Source organism: Mesorhizobium sp. B2-1-3 (assembly GCF_006442495.1).
GTDB lineage: Bacteria > Pseudomonadota > Alphaproteobacteria > Rhizobiales > Rhizobiaceae > Mesorhizobium.
In genome coordinates, this window is record NZ_VFWL01000008.1 from 94,137 (window position 1) to 113,701 (window position 19,565).

At 64.3% G+C, this 19,565-nt stretch carries 12 protein-coding genes; 4 read left to right on the plus strand and 8 right to left on the minus strand.

Features of this window, described 5'->3' with window-relative positions; translation table 11 throughout:
* Nucleotides 1-316 precede the first annotated feature (316 nt).
* Nucleotides 317-5,041, plus strand: a complete 4,725-nt coding sequence (gltB, locus tag FJ973_RS15390) for a glutamate synthase large subunit (protein ID WP_140556547.1) — start codon at nucleotides 317-319, stop codon at nucleotides 5,039-5,041.
* A 142-nt stretch (nucleotides 5,042-5,183) separates the two neighbouring features.
* Entirely contained in the window at nucleotides 5,184-6,638 is a 1,455-nt protein-coding gene (locus tag FJ973_RS15395) for a glutamate synthase subunit beta (protein WP_140522407.1), read from the plus strand.
* Between the two features lie 153 nt (nucleotides 6,639-6,791).
* On the opposite strand, the gene FJ973_RS15400 is transcribed toward FJ973_RS15395, so the two are convergent.
* Nucleotides 6,792-8,012, minus strand: a complete 1,221-nt coding sequence (locus FJ973_RS15400) for a DUF459 domain-containing protein (RefSeq protein ID WP_140556549.1) — start codon at nucleotides 8,010-8,012, stop codon at nucleotides 6,792-6,794.
* A gap of 27 nt (nucleotides 8,013-8,039) precedes the next feature.
* A complete protein-coding gene (locus FJ973_RS15405) occupies nucleotides 8,040-9,263 on the minus strand; it encodes a lytic murein transglycosylase (protein WP_140496283.1) in 1,224 nt (407 codons plus the stop codon).
* A gap of 201 nt (nucleotides 9,264-9,464) precedes the next feature.
* Between FJ973_RS15405 and galU the strand changes: the two genes are divergently transcribed.
* Complete coding sequence (gene galU, locus FJ973_RS15410; RefSeq protein ID WP_181168598.1) at nucleotides 9,465-10,379, plus strand: UTP--glucose-1-phosphate uridylyltransferase GalU; 915 nt, start codon at nucleotides 9,465-9,467, stop codon at nucleotides 10,377-10,379.
* 56 nt (nucleotides 10,380-10,435) lie between these two features.
* Here galU and FJ973_RS15415 read toward each other — a convergent pair whose 3' ends face one another.
* Complete coding sequence (locus FJ973_RS15415) at nucleotides 10,436-12,223, minus strand: outer membrane beta-barrel protein (protein WP_181170917.1); 1,788 nt, start codon at nucleotides 12,221-12,223, stop codon at nucleotides 10,436-10,438.
* A gap of 227 nt (nucleotides 12,224-12,450) precedes the next feature.
* Between FJ973_RS15415 and FJ973_RS15420 the strand changes: the two genes are divergently transcribed.
* Nucleotides 12,451-13,452: a KpsF/GutQ family sugar-phosphate isomerase gene (locus FJ973_RS15420; protein WP_140556551.1), complete on the plus strand. Its 1,002-nt coding sequence runs from the start codon at nucleotides 12,451-12,453 to the stop codon at nucleotides 13,450-13,452.
* Between the two features lie 13 nt (nucleotides 13,453-13,465).
* Here the strand turns inward: FJ973_RS15420 and FJ973_RS15425 are convergent, their stop codons facing one another.
* From FJ973_RS15425 to FJ973_RS15445, 5 genes are all read right to left on the minus strand, one after another.
* Entirely contained in the window at nucleotides 13,466-13,930 is a 465-nt protein-coding gene (locus tag FJ973_RS15425; protein ID WP_140556553.1) for an NfeD family protein, read from the minus strand.
* A gap of 24 nt (nucleotides 13,931-13,954) precedes the next feature.
* Nucleotides 13,955-14,905: an SPFH domain-containing protein gene (locus tag FJ973_RS15430; protein WP_140556555.1), complete on the minus strand. Its 951-nt coding sequence runs from the start codon at nucleotides 14,903-14,905 to the stop codon at nucleotides 13,955-13,957.
* Between the two features lie 89 nt (nucleotides 14,906-14,994).
* Nucleotides 14,995-16,239, minus strand: coding sequence for an FAD-binding oxidoreductase (locus tag FJ973_RS15435; protein WP_140556557.1), 1,245 nt, complete (start codon nucleotides 16,237-16,239; stop codon nucleotides 14,995-14,997).
* A gap of 55 nt (nucleotides 16,240-16,294) precedes the next feature.
* Nucleotides 16,295-17,359 carry a ferrochelatase gene (gene hemH, locus FJ973_RS15440; protein ID WP_140556559.1) on the minus strand — a complete coding sequence of 355 codons (1,065 nt, stop codon included), beginning with the start codon at nucleotides 17,357-17,359 and terminating at the stop codon, nucleotides 16,295-16,297.
* A gap of 134 nt (nucleotides 17,360-17,493) precedes the next feature.
* On the minus strand, nucleotides 17,494-19,512 hold the full coding sequence (locus tag FJ973_RS15445) for a bifunctional metallophosphatase/5'-nucleotidase (RefSeq protein WP_140556561.1): 2,019 nt from the start codon (nucleotides 19,510-19,512) through the stop codon (nucleotides 17,494-17,496).
* Nucleotides 19,513-19,565 lie beyond the last annotated feature (53 nt).

Below are 19,565 nucleotides of genomic sequence, written 5' to 3' on the forward strand. Positions count from 1 at the left end.
GCGGAACGCCTAAGTTTTTTGTGAATCGGTCTTGTATGCGCCCGGCTTTTCTGCCATAAAAATTTAGGACAGTAGTGCTGTCTTATTTTGTCGCGCAAAACAGGCTGGATTGGCGTATTCTAAGCCTCTCCGGCTTTTGCTGCGAGCGACAGGTGGACGGCCGTGCTCTGGCCTGTACGATACCGGATGCGAACCGCGCGGTGAGCCGCATGGTTCGGCAAGGATTTCGCAAGACGTGCCGTAAGGATGAAGGGGAAGCAATGCGCTTCCCGAGGCAAACCAGCGCCCGCAAGGACGCGGAATGGAGGACAGGACGATGACGGAATTGACGCACGCTGCGACGAACGGCAAGGCCGCGCAGACGAAAGCGGCAGCCGTCAAAACCCTGGCCAATACCCGCCGCACCGGTTTGACCGCCCAGGGCCTTTATGATCCGCGCAACGAGCACGATGCCTGCGGTGTCGGCTTCATCGTCAACATGAAGGGCGCGAAGTCGCACACGATCGTCGAGGACGGGCTTTCCATGCTCGAAAACCTGACGCATCGCGGCGCCGTCGGCGCCGATCCGCTGATGGGCGACGGCGCGGGCGTGCTGGTGCAGATACCCGACGGCTTCTTCCGCGAGGAGATGGCCGCGCAGGGCGTCGAGCTGCCGCCGGCGGGGCAGTATGGCGTCGGCCATTGGTTCATGCCGCAGGATGCCGCGCTGCGCGCCCATGTCGAGGACATCATTGCCGAATCGGCGCAGTCCGAGGGGCTGCCGCTGCTCGGCTTCCGTGACGTGCCGGTCGACAATTCGTCGCTCTCCAAGGCCCCGGATATCGTGGCATCCGAGCCGTTCCACCGGCAGGTCTTCATCGGACGCACGGCCGACATTCCCGACGACGAGGAGTACGAGGCCAGGCTCTATCTGCTGCGCAAGGTCATATCGGGCCGCATCTACGCCGAGAACGACAACAAGGACATCGGCGCCTACTGCGTGTCGCTGTCGGCGCGCACCATCGTCTACAAGGGCATGTTCCTGGCCTATCAGGTCGGAGCCTATTACAAGGACCTGTCCGATCCGCGCTTCGAAACGGCGCTGATCCTGGTCCACCAGCGCTTCTCCACCAACACCTTCCCCTCGTGGAAGCTGGCGCATCCCTATCGCATGGTCGCGCATAATGGCGAGATCAACACCGTGCGCGGCAACAACAACTGGATGGCGGCGCGCCAGGCGTCGGTGGATTCGGAGCTGTTCGGCAACAACATCTCCAAGCTCTGGCCGATCTCCTATGAGGGCCAGTCCGACACCGCATGTTTCGACAATGCGCTCGAGTTCCTGTTCCAGGGCGGATACAGCCTCAGCCACGCCATGATGATGCTGATCCCGGAAGCCTGGGCCGGCAACAAGCTCATGGACGCCGACCGCAAGGCCTTCTACGAATACCACGCGGCGCTGATGGAGCCGTGGGACGGGCCCGCCGCGGTCGCCTTCACCGACGGGCGCCAGATCGGCGCCACGCTCGACCGCAACGGCTTGCGGCCAGCGCGCTACATCGTCACCGACGACGACCGGGTCATCATGGCGTCGGAGGCCGGCGCGCTGCCTGTGCCGGAGGAAAAGATCGTCCAGAAGTGGCGGCTGCAGCCCGGCCGCATGCTCTTGATCGATCTTGCCAAGGGCCGCATCGTTTCCGACGAGGAGATCAAGTCGGAGATCGCCACCAGGCATCCCTACAAGACCTGGCTCGCCAATACGCAGCTCATCCTGGAGGACCTGAAGCCGGTCGAGCCGCGCGCGCTGCGCAAGGATGTCAGCCTGCTCGACCGCCAGCAGGCGTTCGGCTACACCCAGGAAGACACCAAGCTCTTGATGTCGCCGATGGCCACCACAGGCCAGGAAGCCGTCGGTTCGATGGGCACCGACACGCCGATCTCGGCAATGTCGGACAGATCGAAGCTGCTCTACACCTATTTCAAGCAGAACTTCGCCCAGGTCACCAATCCGCCGATCGATCCGATCCGCGAGGAACTGGTGATGAGCCTGGTGTCCTTCATCGGCCCGCGGCCCAACATTTTCGACCTGGTCGGCAGTTCGCGCCGCAAGCGGCTGGAAGTGCGCCAGCCGATCCTGACCAATGGCGATCTCGAAAAGATCCGCTCCATCGGCCACACCGAGGATCGGTTCGACACCAAGACGATCGACATCACCTATGCCTCGATCGAGGGCGCGGCCGGCATGCAGGGCGCCATCGATCGGCTGTGCGAGCGGGCGGAAGCGGCGGTCGCCGGCGGCTACAACATCATCATCCTGTCCGACCGCCAGCTCGGGCCGGACCGCATCGCCATTCCCGCGCTTCTGGCCACGGCCGCGGTGCATCATCATCTGATCCGCAAGGGGCTGCGTACTTCGGTCGGGCTCGTCGTGGAATCCGGCGAGCCGCGCGAAGTGCATCATTTCTGCTGCCTCGCCGGTTACGGCGCCGAAGCGATCAATCCCTATCTCGCCTTCGACACGCTGCTCGACATGCACAAGCGCGGCGAACTGCCTGAAGAGGTCGACGCCTACGAAGTCGTGTCGCGCTACATCAAGTCGATCGGCAAGGGCATCCTCAAGGTGATGTCGAAGATGGGCATCTCGACCTACCAGTCCTATTGCGGCGCGCAGATCTTCGACGCGATCGGGCTGAAGACCGATTTCGTGGAGAAGTATTTCACCGGCACCGCCACGCTGATCGAAGGCGTCGGGCTGGACGAGATCGCCGAGGAGACGTTCAGGCGTCATACGGATGGTTTCGGCAACGATCCGGTGCTGCGCAACAGCCTGGATGTCGGCGGCGAATACCTGTTCCGCATGCGCGGCGAGGCGCATATGTGGTCGCCCGACGCGGTCGCCACCTTGCAGCATGCCGTGCGCCAGGGGTCTTGGGAGACCTTCAAGGAGTATTCCGCGCAGATCGACAGCGAGACGGCGCGCGCGCAGACCATTCGTGGCCTGTTCAAGATCAAGCTGGCGGAAGATACCGGCCGCAAGAAGGTCGCGCTCGACGACGTCATGCCCGCGGCCGAGATCGTCAAGCGTTTCTCGACCGGCGCGATGTCGTTCGGCTCGATCTCCAGGGAAGCGCATACGACGCTGGCGCGCGCCATGAACGCCATCGGCGGCAAGTCGAACACTGGCGAGGGCGGCGAGGAGGCAGACCGCTATCTGCCGCTGCCCGGCGGCGGCAAGAACCCCGAACGTTCGGCGATCAAGCAGATCGCTTCCGGACGGTTCGGCGTGACGGCCGAATATCTCGTCAACTCCGACGTCATGCAGATCAAGGTGGCGCAAGGCGCCAAGCCCGGCGAGGGCGGCCAGTTGCCCGGCCACAAGGTCGACGCCACCATCGCCAAGGTCCGGCACTCGACGCCCGGCGTCGGCCTGATCTCGCCGCCGCCGCATCACGACATCTATTCGATCGAGGATCTGGCGCAGCTGATCTACGATCTGAAGAACGTCAACCCGGCGGCCGACATTTCGGTCAAGCTGGTGTCGGAGGTCGGGGTCGGCACGGTAGCGGCGGGCGTCGCCAAGGCGCGCGCCGACCACATCACCATTTCGGGCTACGATGGCGGCACGGGTGCCTCGCCGCTGACGTCGCTCAAGCATGCCGGCAGCCCGTGGGAGATGGGCCTTGCCGAGACGCACCAGACGCTGGTGCTCAACGGTCTCAGGTCGCGCGTGGCGCTGCAGGTCGATGGCGGATTGCGCACGGGCCGCGACGTCATCATCGGCGCGCTGCTCGGCGCCGACGAGTTCGGCTTCTCGACCGCGCCGTTGATCGCGGCCGGCTGCATCATGATGCGCAAATGCCATCTCAACACCTGCCCGGTCGGCGTGGCGACGCAGGATCCGGTGCTGCGCAAGCGCTTCAAGGGCACGCCCGAGCACGTCATCAACTTCTTCTTCTATGTCGCTGAAGAGGTGCGCGGACTGCTTGCCGAAATGGGCTTCACCCATATCGACCAGATCATCGGCGACGCCGATCTCCTGGAAAAGCGCGACGTGATCCAGCATTGGAAGGCGCGCGGGCTCGACTTCTCGAAGATGTTCTACAAGCCCGATGCGCCACATGAGGCGGTGCACTGGACCGAGCGGCAGAAGCACCCGATCGACGACGTGCTCGACCGCAAGCTGATCGAGCTGGCCAAGCCGGCACTGGAGGCCAAGCAGCCGGTCAAGATCGAGGTCGACATCCGCAATGTCGATCGTTCGGCGGGCGCCATGCTGTCGGGCGAGGTGGCCAAGCGCTTCAGGCACAAGGGCCTGCGCGAGGATACGATCCAGGTGAAGCTGACCGGCACCGCCGGCCAGTCCTTCGGCGCCTTCCTGGCGCGCGGCATCTCCTTCGAGCTGGTCGGCGCCGGCAACGACTATGTCGGCAAGGGCCTGTCGGGCGGCCGCATCGTCATCCGGCCGCCGGATGAAGCCAAGATCGTCGCGGCCGAGTCCATCATCGTCGGCAACACGGTGCTCTATGGCGCTACCGAAGGCGAGGCCTATTTTGCCGGTGTCGCCGGCGAGCGCTTCGCGGTGCGCAACTCGGGCGTCGTCACCGTCGTCGAGGGCGTCGGCGACCATGGCTGCGAATACATGACCGGCGGCATCGTCGTCGTCATCGGCAAGACCGGCCGCAACTTCGCCGCCGGCATGTCGGGCGGCGTTGCCTATGTGCTGGACGAGGCGGGCGATTTCGCCGAGCGCTGCAACATGGCCATGGTCGAGCTGGAGCCGGTGCCGGAAGAAGACGACCTGATGGAAAAGCTGCTGCATCATGGCGGCGACCTCGACCACAAGGGCCGCGTCGACGTCTCGGGTGACATGACCAGCCATGACGAGGAGCGGCTCTATCAGCTGATCTCGAACCACGTGCACTATACGGGTTCGGTGCGCGGCCGCGAGATCCTCGACAATTGGGCGGCGTTCCGGCCGAAATTCCGCAAGATCATGCCGGTCGAATACCGCCGCGCGCTGATCGAGATGGAACGCATGCGCATGAGCGTGGCGGCCGAATAGATCTTCGCAAAGGCCGGGAAGCCCAGGCTTCCCGGCTCCATGTCACTGATAATTTGACCTCTCGCGGAAGGTTGCCACGGCTGCCTGAAGAGGTTAACGGGTGCGGCGAAAACCGCACCATCTGGACAGCAGGAACTGGACTATGGGCAAGGTAACAGGCTTTCTCGAGATCGACCGGCAGGTGCACAAGTACCAGCCGGCCTCCGACCGCATCCGGCATTTCCGCGAGTTTACGCTGCCGATGTCGGACAAGGAGGTCGAGAAACAGGCCGCGCGCTGCATGGACTGCGGCATCCCGTTCTGTCACGGGCCGACCGGCTGCCCGATCCACAACCAGATCCCGGACTGGAACGACCTCGTCTATAACAGGGACTGGGACAATGCGATCCGCAACCTGCATTCGACCAACAATTTCCCCGAATTCACCGGCCGCATCTGCCCCGCGCCTTGCGAGGAAGCCTGCACGCTGAACCTCGAGGACATTCCGGTGGCCATCAAGACGGTCGAGCAGGCGATCGCCGACAAGGCCTACGAGACCGGCCATATCAGGCCCTATCCGCCGGAGAGGAAGACGGGCAAGCGCGTCGCCGTCATCGGCTCCGGCCCGGCCGGCATGGCCGCCGCCCAGCAGCTCGGCCGCGCCGGCCATGATGTCCATGTCTACGAACGCGAAAGCCGGCCAGGCGGGCTGATGCGCTATGGCATTCCCGACTTCAAGATCGAGAAGCACTATATCGATCGCCGCATCGAGCAGATGCAGGGCGAAGGCGTGACCTTCCATTGCGGCGTCAATGTCGGCATCGACAAGCCCGTGGCCGAACTGCTCGCCGAGCATGACGCGGTGCTCTATTGCGGCGGATCCGAGACCCCGCGTGCGGCCAACATCCCCGGTGACGATCTCGGCGGCGTCTATGACGCGATGCCTTACCTGGTGCAGCAGAACCGGCGTGTCGGCGGCGAGCCGATCCAGTCGGTGGCGTGGCCGTCGCACCCGATCATCGCCAGCGGCCAGCATGTCGTCGTCGTCGGCGGCGGCGATACCGCTTCCGACTGCGTCGGCACCGCCTTCCGCCAAGGCGCCGTGCGCGTCACGCAGCTCGACATCCGTCCGCAGCCGCCGGAGAAGGAAGACAAGCTCGCCGTCTGGCCCTACTGGGCGACCAAGATGCGCACCTCCTCCTCGCAGGCCGAGGGCGCCGAGCGCGAATTCCAGGTGGCGACACTCGAATTCATCGGCGAGGAAGGCCAGCTGACCGGTGTCAAATGCTGCGAGGTCGACGACAAGCGCCGACCGATCGTCGGCACCGAGTTCGTCATCCGCGCCGATCTCGCCTTCATCGCCATCGGCTTTGCCGGGCCGGCCATGGCCGGCGTGGTGTCGGAGCTCGAAGGGGAGATGAAGATCGTCACCGACAGCCGACGCTCCCGCAATGTCGAGGCCAATGACCGCGACTACCGGACCAGCGTCGACAGGCTCTATGCCGCGGGTGACGTGCGCCGCGGCCAGTCGCTGGTGGTGTGGGCGATACGCGAAGGCCGCCAGGCGGCGCGTTCGATCGACGAGGCATTGATGGGTTCGAGCGTCCTGCCCCGCTGAGCCCGTTTGGAAACTCTACTGCTGCGGCCATAAGGCGTTTTCTGCGCTTCCGGTGCTCCCGTACCCAAAAAGTACGCTCGCTCCGGTTCTTGAAAACGCCATCCTATGGCTCGCAGGAGCGAGTTCCGAAACGGTTTCGGGCCCTCCGCGCTGCTAAGGAGTGATGGCCGTCGTCGTGCCAGCCGCGGCCGCTGGATTTGTCCTGGGCGGCCAGGCGAAATCGTCGGCGCGGCCGGGCGAAGCCACCGGCGCCTTGCCCTCGACCACCAGTCTTTCGCCGGGCAGGCGCGGGTTGGCCTTCGCGGGCGGTCCGGCGCCGAGCAGTTCCGTGCCGCCGTCGAGCGCCGGATCGCTGAGCAGCATCGGCGCGGTGCGGTCAATGACGATGGGAGCGGCGGCCGGCGCCGGCGCCTCGACCGGCGCGCCGGCAGGAGCAGCGGTCGGGGCGACGCTTCCCGGCGCGGCCAGGCCCAGGACCTTCATCAACGGCTTTTCGGTATAGAAGGCGAGCTTGCGCTTGCCGGCCTTCGACATGTTGATGCCGTCATCGGAGCGCAGCCGCACGGGCTGGCCGTTGATGTCGGGGCCACTGGTGACGAAGGCGCCGTTCTCGTCGACGAATCCATCCCAGATATCGACGAATTCGCCGCCATGGCTTTCGGCCGCCTGACGGTAGATGTCGTTGAAGGCGAGCATGTCGGATGTCATCTTCGAAACCCTGAACGCCGGCATGCCGACCCACAGGAAAGGCACCTTAGCCGTGGCGATGGCCTTGCCGAACGCTTCGGTGCGACGTTCGTATTCCTTGGTCCAGGTCTCGGAACGGGGCTGCTCGCGCACATCCCCCACCTTCATCGGCTGGCGGTCGTTGGAACCGAGCATCACGACCACGGCGGCGGGCTTTTCGGTCTCTATCAACGATTTGATCTGTTCCGGCCAATTGTAGAAATCATCGCGCACGAAGCCCGACGAGCCATTGGAGCGAACGACGATCCTGACGCCGGTATTCTCGGCAAAGGCGGTATCTAGACCTTCGGCGAGCCCGGCCGCCATGAAATCGCCGACCACCAGGACGACCCGGGCGTCCGGCGCCTTCTCGGCGATCGGGATTTCCGGTTCCGCGGGCGGACGCGGGGCACGCGGCTTTTTTGCCTTCGGCCTGGGCCTTGGTTTCTGGATGTCCAGCGGCGGCTCGATCCGCTCGCTGCGGCGCGGGAACAGAAGGTCACGCAATGACCAGCCGCGGCTTTGCTGCTCCTGCGCCATGGCGGGGGCATGGAAGGCGCCTGCCATGGCGACGGCGAGCACGGCGACGGCCAGGAACAGCACCAGCATGCGGGGAATGAAGGTCCCGATGCGCGCAGCCCAAGCCAATCGCTCCTCCTCAGTTCATGACAGGCCCTATTTTTGCCTGAGCCATTTTAGCACTTCCATGCTCGGATAGCCGTCCTGGGTCAAGCCGACCTTTGCCTGATAGGCCATGATGGCCGACTTCGACCCGTCGCCGATCTTGCCGTCGAATTTGCCGTCATAAAGGCCGTGCTGGGAGAGCCGCTTCTGCAATTCCTGCCTTTCCTCGAACGTCAGCTTGGTGAAAGGCCGTTTCCAGTCCTGTACGAGGCCGGTGGAACCGGCGATCTCGTCGGCAAGAAGGCCAACGGCAAGCGCGTATTTGTCCGCATTGTTGTAGGCCTTGATGACCGAGAAATTCCTGATCATCAGGAAAGCGGGGCCGCCGCGGCCATCCGGTACTTTCAACGTCGCCTTGTCGCTGAGGTTCCTGAACGGCTTGCCGCTCGCCCTGACCACGCCGAGCGCCTGCCATTGCGCCAGCGTCCTGGAGCCTGCGGGCAGCTTGCCGGCCGGCAAGGCCACCTCGTAGCCCCAGGTCTTGCCGGCCTGCCAGCCATTCTTCTTGAGCAGATTGGCTGATGTCGCCAGCGCATCGGGAATGGAATTCCAGATGTCGCGCTTGCCGTTGCCGTCCATGTCCACGGCATAGTGCTGGTAGCTGGTCGGGATGAACTGGGTCTGGCCCATGGCGCCCGCCCAGGAACCCATGAGGTGGCTCTCGTCGATGTCGCCGGTCTGGAGGATCTTCAGTGCGGCGACCAGTTGCGTGCGGGCATATTTCGACCGCTTCTGATCGCCATAGGCCAGGGTCGCCAGCGAGCGGACGACATTGCGCATGATGTCGTCGCGCTTGAGGATCTCGCCATAGTTGGATTCCATCGACCAGATGGCCAGCAGGACGTTGCGGTCAACGCCGAACCTCGCCTCGATCCTGTCCAGCCACGGCTTCCATTTCCTGGCCATCTGCTGGCCGACCGCGACCGACTGGTCGTGGACGCGGTTGTCGAAATAATCCCAGGCGGGCGCGGTGAATTCCGGCTGGGTTCGGGCTTTTTCCAGCACCACCGGATCGGGTTCGTCGATGCCCCTGAAGGCGCGGTCATAGACGGCGCCGGAAACGCCCCCCTGCACCGCGGTGGCGCGGAAGCCGGCGACCCATTGCCGGAAGCCGGCATCGGCGAAGGCCGGCCCGGCAGGCATCAGCATGGCGAGCGAGAGGCTGGCGGCCGTCATGACGCTGGTGAAACGCTTTGCGGCATTGCGAACGGACATCTTTTCCTCCTTCTCCGTCTTGGGAAAGACCATTCATCGCCGAACCAGGTTAGGAATTGGTTTACCATAGGCTGCCCCTGGAACGAAAAGGCGCCTCGATGCTTCTACCGGTGCAAGTTTCCCTTCATCCGCCCGATAATCCTCAATTCCGGCGTGAAAATGTCGCGGGGCGGGATTGCGGAGCCGGCCTGCAAACGGATAATTGAAGGCATGAAGAGAGTTCGCAAGGCAGTTTTCCCGGTCGCAGGTCTCGGCACGCGGTTTCTCCCGGCCACCAAGGCCGTCCCCAAGGAAATGCTTACCGTCGTCGACCGGCCCGTCATCCAATACGTGGTGGACGAGGCGCGCGAGGCAGGCATCGAGCATTTCATCTTCGTCACCGGGCGCAACAAGGCGGTCATCGAGGATCATTTCGATATCCAGTTCGAGCTCTATGACACGCTCGCCCAGCGTGGCAAGGACGACCAGCTCGCCAGGCTGCAGCGGCTGCAGCCCGGGCCGGGACAGACCAGCTTCACTCGCCAGCAGGTGCCGCTCGGACTTGGCCATGCCGTCTGGTGCGCGCGCGAACTGGTCGGCGACGAGCCGTTCGCGCTGTTGTTGCCCGACATGATCATGCAGTCGGAAAAGAGCTGTATGAGGGACATGGTCGACCTCTATGCCGAGACCGGCAACAACATCATCGCGGTTCAGGAATGCGATCCCGCCGAAACCCATAAATACGGCATCGTCGGCCGGGGCGAAGCCACCCATCATGGCTTCCGCATCACCGAGATGGTGGAAAAGCCGAAGACCGGCACCGCGCCCTCCAATCTCTACATCAATGGCCGCTACATATTGCAGCCCGAGATTTTCAAAATCCTCGAAGGCCAGGAGAAGGGCGCCGGAAACGAGATCCAGCTCACGGACGCAATGCTGAAGCTGGAGAAGCAGCAGCCCTTCTACGGCTACCACTTTCAGGGCCGCACCTTCGATTGCGGATCGCCGGAAGGGTTCGTCGAGGCCAATGTGGCCTTCGCGCTCTGGCGCAACGACATGAACCAGAGCATGGCCGGCGTCATCCGCAGGCTTCTCGACGAGATGGCGCCTTCGGAGCACGTTGTGGCGGCGCTTTAAGGGAGGCGCTGTCTGGCCGATGTCTCGGATGCGGCACGCAGCTTAGCGGCCCGCGCTTACCGCTGCACCTTCAAGCCGAGATAGATGCTGTTGGCGGTGTAGTCGCGGCCAGGCAGGTTGCTGGTGAGCTTCTCGGTCCTGGCGCGGGTGGTGAGGCCGGCATAGCGGTTCAGCCACCATGTCAGCCCGGCTTCGGCGCTCAGCACCCTGTCATGGCCGTCTATGCCGATATAATCGCGCCAGTCCAGGCCCAGCGCGGCATTGCCGGTCAGGTTGGCGCGGATCTGGCGTTCGGCCGTGAGGCGGCCGGAATAGAGGATGTCGCCGCTTTCACCTGCGGTGGTCGTGGGCTCGACCGTGGTCCGCCCGGTCAGGCCGATCGTGGTGCCGCGTTCGGGCGACCATTTCAGGTCGGCGTCCACGGTGGCACCCGCGATCGCCCCCAGGCGGTCGTCGTCGATCGCTTCCCGCAGCCAGCCGGCCGAGAACTCGCCGGCGAGCTTCTCGCCCATGTCGAGCTCGAGGCCGGCGCGGGCACCAAGCCGCGTTGATGAACGCTCGAAGCCTTCATTGTCGAAGCGTTGATCATAGGCCCTGCGCCCGAGCTCGATTTCGGTGAAAGGCGTAAGGGCAGGGGAGATTTCGTAGCCGGTGCGCAAGGTCGCCGTATAAAGCGTGGAGTTACGATCCTTCTGCGACAGCGAGGTGTCGTCAGAAAGCTTGGCATCGCCATAGAAGTCGTGCGAGACCGCGCCGGTCAAAGTGTATTGCGCCTTGCCGACGTCCTTTTCGATGCCGAGGCTGCCGTCGATGGTCTGGCGCAGCGGTTGCTTGCTGACGCCTGCAATGGCGTCGGGCGACGAGGCCGATTCCGGCACGGCCTCGTAACCGAGCTTGGCGACGGCGCGTTGCTCGTTGTCGAGGTCGACATTGAGCTGGCCTTCGATGCGGCCTTGCTCATTGTGAACCGGGTAGCCCGAGACGGTCTCGCGGAAGAGGCCATAACCATCAATGGTCGCGGAGTTCTCGCGCCAGTCGGAGGCGGCGGAAAAGCGCAGTGCCGTCTCGGACAGCAGCGCCGCTTTGCCGGCACTGCTGGAATCGCCGTTCGAGGTGGCGGTCAGGCCCTGCTCCAGCGTCGGCCTTATGACGAAGGAGCCCCATTTGATGCCTGGAGCGGCGAACGGATCGTCCTCGATTTTCTTCTTCTGCCCTTCGATGGAAGCGGTGCGTTCGGCGCCCGGATCGAGCTGCTGCCGGTCGACGCTGTCGATCGTGACGGCGCGGCGGTTGGCGGTCTCCTGGTCGGTGCCGGTGCCGGTGGCGGTGACGGTGGCGTCGGCATCGTCGGCCGTGCTGGCGGTCGTGGTCGCGTCGGTCGTCGCGGTGGTGTTCTTTTTCTTTGTCTTCGCCCTGTCGGCGGCCTTGTCCGCATTGGCCTGCCCGCTGGCCGATGGCCGGCGTGGCTTGGGCGGAGGCGGATTGTCGGCGCTCGCGTCGTCACCGGCCGCCGGCGGGTCGAAAATGCTGCCAGCGGGCGAGGCGGCACCGCTATCGTCAGGAGCAGCGCCGGCGCTGGCGGGCAGATAGGTGCGCGACGGCGTGTCGTCCTGACCGGCGGCATTCGCTGGCTGCTGTTGACCCTGACCGGCTATGGCGGCCAGTCTCGCTTTGCGCTGCTGGTCGGACAGGATCGCCGATTCCGAGACCTCGCCGCGCAGCTCCGTTTCCTGGGCGAAGGACAGCGTCGGTCGCGGCAGGCCGAAGATGCTGGTCGCCAGCAGCAAGGCGCAGGCAGCCTTGCTCTTTCGCCTTCTCGTCTTTTCTGACTGGGCCCCGGACATCGCCACCACTGCTTGCGCGGCGCGAGCGCGCGCCATACTTACCGAACCGTAAATGGGGATGGTTAACGGAGCGTTGAGGCGGGGGGCGATTGCTTTTCCAGGCGCTCATTGTTCCAGGCCTCGACATTCGTGACCTTGCGCTTCGTTCATTCGAACCGCTCTCCTAGACGGTCGGGGGAGGCATTTCCGTTGGACAGGCGCGGCACAAAGGGCTAATCGCATCGGCCATGGATGCGAGATCCCTCGACAAGAAGCCGTTGGACAGACAGGCCTCTATCGCTTCGGCGCTAAGAACGGTGGCGACCGAACAGTCGGGAGTGGCGGCGCTGGCCGAGGCGCTCGAAAACGGGCTGGCGAAGCCCTTTGCCGAAGCGGTCGACATGATCTCGAGGATCGAAGGCCGGGTCATCGTCACCGGCGTCGGCAAAAGCGGCCATATCGGCTCGAAGATCGCCGCGACCCTGGCCTCGACCGGAACGCCGGCTTTTTTCGTCCACCCCGCTGAAGCCAACCACGGCGATCTCGGCATGATCGCCAGGGACGATGCCATCATCGCCATGTCATGGTCGGGCGAAAGCAAGGAGATGATGGGCATCGTCGCCTATTCCAGGCGCTTCTCAATCCCGCTCATTGCAATCACGTCCGGTGAGACATCGGCGCTGGCGCGCGCAGCCGATGTCGTGCTTTTGCTGCCGCGAGCGCCGGAAGCCTGCCCGCACGGGCTGGCACCGACGACATCGGCACTGCTCCAACTGGTGATGGGCGACGCGCTGGCGATCGCCCTGCTCGAGGCGCGGGGTTTCACGCCCGACCATTTCCGCACCTTCCATCCCGGCGGCCAGCTCGGCGCCAACCTGATGCAGATCCGCGAGATCATGCATGTCGGCGAGAGGTTGCCGCTGGTCGTTTCGGGCACCGGCATGCAGGACGCGATCCTGGAATTGTCGCGCAAGGGCTTCGGCTGCGTGGCGGTTACCGCCGCCGACGGCGCGCTGATCGGCATCGTCACCGATGGCGACATCAGGCGTCACATAGGCAGCAACCTGACGGCGATGACCGTCGATCAGGTGATGACGAGATCTCCCAAGACCGCGGCGCCGGACACGCTGGTGGCTACGGCGCTGCAGACGATCAACAATTCAGCCATCACCAGCCTGATGGTGGTGGAGGGCAACAAGCCCGTCGGGCTCGTCCACCTACACGATCTCTTGCGCATCGGCGCTGCGTAGCGCGGAGCCGGTTTCACACCCGCTCGACGGTCAGTTCGAGATCGGTGTCGGCGGCTCCGGTGACGCGCACCTGCGTGCCGGCCGGCAGGTCAGGGCCAGAGACGCGCCACAGCGTGTCGCCGAGCTTGATGCGGCCGCGGCCGTCGCGGATCGGCTCGGACAGCGTCGCCATCCTGCCGATCATCTGGGCGCCACGACGGTTGAGCAGCGGCTGGTCGGTCGGTTCGTCGCGTCCGCCGATGAGCTTCTTGCCGACGAAGGCCGAGACCAGCGACAGCGCGAGGAAGACGAGCACCTGGACCTGCCAGGTCCAGGTGGCCGCATCCCAGACCAGCAGCGATACCGCGCCGACGATCAGCGCGGCGATGCCGATCCACAGCATGAAGATGCCAGGCGCGATGATTTCCATCACCAAAAGCACGAAGCCCAGAACCATCCAGTTCCACGGACCGAGTTCGGAAACGATGCGGTCGATCATGGTTTTGATCCACTCACAAGGACATTAGTTGTCGCTCGGCCTGACGACCGGAGGTCGTGAGACCTGCCGCTGCGTGCCGGACGGCCCCTCGCCCTTGAACACTTCCCTGGCGATCTCGCCGATGCCGCCCAGCGAGCCGATCAGCGACGACGCTTCGAAAGGCATCAGCACGATCTTGCTGTTGGTGGCCGAACCGATCTTGCCCAGCGCTTCGGTGTATTTCTGGGCGACGAAGTAGTTGAGCGCCTGCACATCTCCCTTGGAGATCGCTTCCGACACCACTTGCGTGGCGCGGGCTTCCGCTTCGGCGGAGCGTTCGCGTGCCTCGGCATCGCGGAAGGCGGCTTCCTTGCGGCCTTCGGCCTCGAGGATCTGCGACTGCTTGAGGCCCTCGGCGGCAAGGATCTGCGCGCGTTTGTTGCGTTCGGCCGTCATCTGCCGGCCCATCGATTCGATCAGGTTGGCGGGCGGATTGATATCCTTGATCTCGACGCGGGTGATCTTGATGCCCCAGGGATGGGCCGCTTCGTCGACCACGCGCAGCAGGCGCTCGTTGATCGCGTCGCGGTTCGACAGCAGCTCGTCGAGATCCATCGAGCCCATCACGGTGCGGATGTTAGTCATGGTCAGGTTGAGGATGGCGTTCTGCAGGCCGGAAACCTGGTAGGCCGCCTGCGCCGCGTTGAGGATCTGGAAAAAGGCGATGCCGTCGACACCGACGATGGCGTTGTCGCGGGTGATGATCTCCTGGCTCGGGACGTCGAGCACCTGCTCCATCATGTTCAACTTGGCGCCGATGCGATCGATGAACGGCACGATGAGGTTGAGGCCTGGCGACAGCGTTTTCGTGTAACGGCCAAAGCGTTCGACCGTATAATTGTAACCTTGCGGGATTGTCTTTATGCCTTTGAACAGCACCAGCACGACAAGAGCGACCAGAACAATAATCGCGATATCGAAACCACTGAAATCCATTTGGCTCTCCCTCAAGAGGCAAGCCATGGGAGCCATTCTCCCGCAGCCGGCTTCAGCAAACACTTAAGTGTGTTTCAACAACGTTACAATCAGGTGATGAGGGATTGTTTGTGTCGCTGCTGCCGGTGGCTGAAGGCGAACAGGCTTGCGTCCGTATCTTCCGATCCGGCGATGGCGGCAGAAACGATTTCGGAAGCGATTTGCGAGAAGGCGATGCCGTTGCCGCCATAGCCCATCACGGCCTGGATACGCGGATGCCCAGGGATGGCGCCGATATAGGGCAGGCCGGTGGTTGTGGTGCCGAAGGAGCCGGTCCAGGCGAAATCGGGCCTGATGTCGAGATCCGGGAACAGGCGGCCGAGCTTCCTGGCCAGTCTCAGGCTCTTGCCGGCGATCAACGCGTCACGCCGTTCCTTGTCGATAAAATCCTCGTCTTCGCCGCCGCAGATCACCCTGCCGTCGGCTGTCGCCCTTGCATAAAGATAGGGGTCCGACGCTTCCCAGATGAGGGCCGCGTCCGGCCAGATCTTTCGCGGCTGCGGGCGTGTGGCGATGGCCCATGTCGAGATGACGCGGTGGGCGGCTGCCGGCACGATGTCGGTCAACTCGTAGCCGGTCGCGAGCAGGACGTGCTGCGCGCTGATTATGGGGCCGCCCCTGGTGGCGACGACGACCTCCTTGGCGCTGTCTTCGATCGTGGTCGCCTCGACCGGGGCGTAGAGGCGCGCCTTGCGCTCCAGCGCCTTCAGCAGCAATCCGGCGGTCAGTTTGCGCGGATCGAGCGCGATGTTGCCATGGCTGAGGATGGCGCCGTCGCGCTCGATGCCGAATCGCGCAGCCAGCGGCGCAGGGGCGAGATAGGTCGCGGCGATGCCAGCCTGTCGCCGCGCCTCGGTCTCGTCACGCAACTGCGATGGGCCGAGCACGGTACCGGCCAGATAGAGGGAGGGGGCGCGGCTCAGGCGGCAGTTGATGGAGAGCTCGGCTATGCGGCCGGCAAGGTTGGAAACAGCCAGACGCGAGCGCCGCCAGGCCTGTTCCGCCGAAGCCTTGCCGATCATCCTGCCGAGCGCCGTCAGCGGCTGGTCGATCTCGAACTGCACCAGGGCGGTGGTCGCCGACGTCGACCCTCTCAGCGGGCCGCGCCGGTCGATGCAGATCACCGAACGGCCGTCCGCCGTCAGCGCTTCTGCGATCATGGCGCCGCTGATGCCCATGCCTATTACCAGCACATCGGCCTTGGCGTCACGGGTCAGAGCGCTTGTCGGGACAGCGGGTGCCCGATAGGCGGACCAGACTGGCCGCCCGCTTCTGAGGTCGAGCTTGCGGGGCATCGATGGTCTCCGGAGGGCGCGCCTCAACGCCCCGGAACGTCCATTGTTCCCGATTTCAGATCCAGCCGGACAGTTCGCGCCGCACCATCGCCTCGATCACCGCCATGCCTTTGGGACTGTCGTTGAGGCAGGGGATGTGCGCGAATCTCCCACCGCCGGCATGATGGAAGGTTTCCGCCGCCTCGCGGCCGATCTCGTCCAACGTTTCGATGCAGTCAACGGAAAAGCCGGGGTTGACGATGGCAATCGATTTCACGCCGTCCTTGGCCAGTTTCTCCACCGTCTTGTCGGTGTAGGGCTGCAGCCATTCCTGTGCGCCGAAGCGCGACTGGAAGGTGGTGATCAGCTTCTTCTCGTCCCAGCCGAGCCTCTCGCGCAGCAGCCGTGTCGTCTCGAGGCAATGCTCGCGGTAAGGATCGCCTTTGTCGGAATAGGGTTTCGGGATGCCGTGATAGGAGGTGATGACCACCTCCGGTTCGAAATCGAGGCTGGCCAGATGCCGTTCGATCGAATGGGCGAGCGCCTCGATATAGACCGGTTCGGCATAATAGGGCGGCACGCTGCGGACGGCAGGCGCCGCACGCATCTTCATCAGCGCCCGGAACAACTGGTCATTGGCAGTCGCCGTGGTGGTGGCCGAATATTGCGGATAGAGCGGAAAGGTCAGGATGCGGTCGCAGCCCTGCGCGACCAGGCTTTCGGCGACGCTCGCGGTCGAAGGATTGCCGTAGCGCATCGCCCAGCCGACGACCACGTCGGGCAGGTCGCGCAATGCCACGGTCAGCTTCTCGGCCTGGGCGCGGGTATAGGTGCGCAGCGGCGACTCGTTGTTCTCGCGATTCCAGATCCTGGCATAGTTGGCGCCCGACTTCTTCGGTCGCGTGGTCAGCACGAGGCCGTAGAGGATCGGATACCAGATCGCCTTGTTGAGTTCGATGACGCGTGGGTCGGACAGGAATTCGCGGAGATAGCGCCACATCGGCCTGAAATCGGTGCCGTCCGGCGTGCCGAGATTGACCAGCATGACGCCGACCTTGCCCGCCTTGGCCGGCGAATGTCCGGCCGGTCTCGGTCCCACGGTCCTCGCGGGCTTGGCGTCGACAGGGATGGAAGGCGGCATTGCGGGTCTCCGAACACGGCGCGAAAGTAGCGATGCGGCGCTGCTTTTCAATGCAGCGTCTGGCCGCACCTTACCCGAAACAGGATGCCCGCCCTGTTTCGGGCGGGTGTCCCTGCGCGCAAAGGCGAAGGCGGTTACCTCGGCGGTATGGTCAAGGTGGCGCCGACCGGAAGCCGGCGCGGCTCGTAGCCCTTGTTGGCTTCGGAAATGACTTTCCACCTGGTGCCGTCGCCATAGGCCTTCTTTGCCAGGTCCCAATAGGTATCGCCGGCGACGATGACATGGCTGGTTTCGGCCGGTGCGGCCTCGGCGGGCTTTGCCGGCTCAGCCGGCGCGGGTGTTGCCGGGGCAGGGGCGGCTTCGGCAGGCTTTGCCGGTTCCGCAGGTGCTGGCGTTGCCGGAGCGGCAGGCGTTGCCGGCGCAGGCGCGGCCTCGGTCGACACGGCCGGCGGCGTGTTGGCGATATCGCCGGAGTTGGCAGGCAGGTCGGGCATTGCTTCGGCTGGCTTGGCGGGCTCCGCCGCAGGCGCGGCCGCTGTCGTCGCGGCGATCTCGGTGATGCGGCCGTCGAGCTTGGGCGTGTAGGGCCGGTGCGCGCCGAGATAGTCGGCGACCACCTGTTCGAGGCCGGGGCCGTAATCATAGGCGTTCTTGGCCTTTTCGGCGAAAACCTTGTAGCCGTCGCCGCCCTGGCGGACATAGTTGTTGGTGGCGACCAGATAGTCCTTGTCGGGATTGAGCGGCGTCCAGGCGCCGTTCTCCATCACCTCGACAGACTTGACGCGGCCGGCATTGGCCGGGGCGGATTTGTCGAAGGCGTATTTCAGGCCGGCCACCTGCGGGAAGCGGCCGGCGCCGTCTTCGACCTGGCTGAGGCCGCTTTCGAGCCCGGCAACAAGGTCCTTGCCCGAGATCTGGAAGGTCGCCAGCGTGTTCTGGAAGGGCAGCACGGTCAGCACCTCGCCCATGGTGACGGTGCCCTTGTCGATCGAGGCGCGCAGGCCGCCGCCATTGGAGATGACGATCTCGACGCCCTGTCCCTTGACGCGGTCGAGGATGGCGTCGGAGACGAGATTGCCCATCGCGCATTCGCGGGCGCGGCAGCTCTCGCGGCTGCCGTCGATGACGTCGGTGGTCTCGGCCACTTCCTTGTTCTTCAGCGCTTCGATCGGCGCGCCGAGCTCCTTGATGCGGGCGAGCACGGCGGGATCGGGCGTGATCGACTTGTCGAGGAGGATCGGGTCGCCGCTCGCCGACTTGACGACGCCATTGTCGTCGAACACGATCTTGAACTCGCCGAGATATTTCGAATAGGACGCCGCCTGCACGACCGGTACCTTGTAGCCGTCCGGATTGTCGACCATGGTCGGATAGGGGCCTGCCGCCTTCGGATCGGTGTTGGATAAAAGCGTATGGCTGTGGCCGCCGACGACCACGTCGACGCCCGGGATCTTCGCTATGACATCGCGCTCCCTGTTGTAGCCGATATGGGTCACGGCAATGATCTTGTTGACGCCCTCTCCCTTCAGCTTCTCGACCTCGGCCGTGATCGACTTGACGTCGTCCTCGATGGCGATGTTGGGGCCGGGAGTGGCGAGTTCGGGCGTATCGTTGGTGACGGCGCCGATGATGCCGATCTTCTGGCCGCCGACCTCGACGACGATGGACGGCTTGACGCGGTCACCGAGCTTGGACTGCGCGTTGGCTTTCACATTGGCGCCGAGCACGGGGAACTTGATCATGTCGAGGAACGGCGCCAATGCCGTTTCGCCGTCGTCGAATTCATGGTTGCCGAGCGCCATGGCATCGAACTTCATGTCGTTGAGGAACTCGCCTTCGGCCTTGCCCTTGTAAGTCGTGTAGAACAGCGAACCCTGGAAATTGTCGCCGGCGCTGAGCAACAGCACGTTCTGGCCTTCCAGCTTCTTGCGCTCCTGCGCGATCGCCGTGACCAGCCGGCCGGCGCCGCCGACGCATTCGCCCTTTGTCTCCTCGTCGGCCGAGCAGGTGGATTCGTATTTGTTGTTGCTTTCGATGCGGCTGTGCCAGTCGTTGATGTGCAGGATATTCAGCGTGTAATCGGCAAAAGATGCGCCGGCCGACAGGCCCAGCGTCGACGCGGAAAGGGCGGCAATGGCGGCAAGCTTCTTCATCTTCGTCTCCCGGATAGGCTGATCAGAGCCGTTTAGCGCTCTTGCTTGACCGG

Excerpts from the sequence above, each read along its gene's own strand:
- gltB (WP_140556547.1), top strand. The coding sequence starts at position 317 with ATGACGGAATTGACGCACGCTGCGACGAACGGCAAGGCCGCGCAGACG.
- FJ973_RS15395 (WP_140522407.1), top strand. The coding sequence starts at position 5,184 with ATGGGCAAGGTAACAGGCTTTCTCGAGATCGACCGGCAGGTGCACAAG.
- FJ973_RS15405 (WP_140496283.1), bottom strand. The coding sequence starts at position 9,263 with ATGTCCGTTCGCAATGCCGCAAAGCGTTTCACCAGCGTCATGACGGCC.
- FJ973_RS15415 (WP_181170917.1), bottom strand. The coding sequence starts at position 12,223 with ATGTCCGGGGCCCAGTCAGAAAAGACGAGAAGGCGAAAGAGCAAGGCT.
- FJ973_RS15420 (WP_140556551.1), top strand. The coding sequence starts at position 12,451 with ATGGATGCGAGATCCCTCGACAAGAAGCCGTTGGACAGACAGGCCTCT.
- FJ973_RS15425 (WP_140556553.1), bottom strand. The coding sequence starts at position 13,930 with ATGATCGACCGCATCGTTTCCGAACTCGGTCCGTGGAACTGGATGGTT.
- FJ973_RS15430 (WP_140556555.1), bottom strand. The coding sequence starts at position 14,905 with ATGGATTTCAGTGGTTTCGATATCGCGATTATTGTTCTGGTCGCTCTT.
- FJ973_RS15435 (WP_140556557.1), bottom strand. The coding sequence starts at position 16,239 with ATGCCCCGCAAGCTCGACCTCAGAAGCGGGCGGCCAGTCTGGTCCGCC.
- hemH (WP_140556559.1), bottom strand. The coding sequence starts at position 17,359 with ATGCCGCCTTCCATCCCTGTCGACGCCAAGCCCGCGAGGACCGTGGGA.
- FJ973_RS15445 (WP_140556561.1), bottom strand. The coding sequence starts at position 19,512 with ATGAAGAAGCTTGCCGCCATTGCCGCCCTTTCCGCGTCGACGCTGGGC.